Annotated in this window: 1 protein-coding gene; it reads left to right on the top strand. The window is 60.6% G+C overall.

Annotated features, from left to right (window positions below):
* Nucleotides 1-473: 473 nt before the first annotated feature.
* Nucleotides 474-1,058: hypothetical protein (locus GQE99_RS20315; protein ID WP_161353789.1), on the top strand; the 585-nt coding region annotated here is incomplete at its 3' end.

Genomic DNA, 1,058 nt, shown 5'->3' with positions numbered 1-1,058 from the left:
TTGGCGTCGTCGCGTGATCACAAGGCGAACGTAGGATCCTCACGGTCCGAACAGAAACGCCGCGGCCCCTTTTTCCGGTCACTGCCTGGGCGGCTTGACCGGCCCACGTGCCCAGGGGCGCTGAGGCTGCCCTCAGGTCGCATCGTGGCCCGCAATCGCACCCCCCACCCAGACAGCGCGTCAGCGCCCCGCACAGGATTGTGCCATTTCCTCTGGGGGTGAATGTAATGAACCCCTGATTTCCAACCGTTTCCAAAAAACTTCCCGAGAGCGATTTGACCGGCTTTGCAATGCGTTACCCGAAATTCCGCAGCAATCGAGCGGGACCGGCGCACAAATGAAGTGGCCGGGCGGCACGATGACGCGGCGCGCTGCATGAATGAGCGGATTCTTCTCACGGCTGTGGCGCCGTTTTGCGGCGCCGAAAATCGACCTACGTCCCTCGAACCCGCCGCAAGAAACGGAATGCTTTAATGGTTGCTGACAACGGCAAAGTGCAGATCCAACGCGATGTCTGCATAGATCTTTTCGACAAACTGGCGCCCCCTCCGGCCTTGCGTGTCGCCCTCGGGCTGATGCATGCGCAAGAACTGATCGGAACCTGGCGGTACAACCCGGTTGCGGGCCCGCCGCCCGCGTTTTTCGAGGAAACCGCGGTCATCCGGGCGCGCGTTTCGCCGGGCCGCACGAACGACAACCGGATGTTTCATGCCGCGCTACCTTGGCTCGAGGACCACCGCACACTTTTCGATGAAATCGACTTACTCCAGGGCGGTCAGTACATCCGTTGGCGGGCATCGCCCGAACTCTTCGAACGCATGGCGGAGCGTATTCACTCCTACGCGCTTCTGGATTTCGAAATCATTCGGTCCCTGCGCAGCGATGCTCAGCACGCTGCATACCTCCTGACCCAGGTTCACATTCGAAAACTGCGTCCGAAATTCGAAATCCGTATTAACCCGGAGGTGTGGCGAACCCAACGCCAGGCCTTTCTCCGCGCGTTCGAGCGCCTGGCGCCTCTCATGAACGCGGAATTCCATGTCGCGTCGTGTTTCGCG

The organism is Maritimibacter harenae, from assembly GCF_009882975.1.
Classification (GTDB): domain Bacteria; phylum Pseudomonadota; class Alphaproteobacteria; order Rhodobacterales; family Rhodobacteraceae; genus Maritimibacter; species Maritimibacter harenae.
The sequence above is the reverse complement of the archived record's forward strand: the minus strand, read 5'-3'. Positions and strand labels throughout refer to the sequence as shown.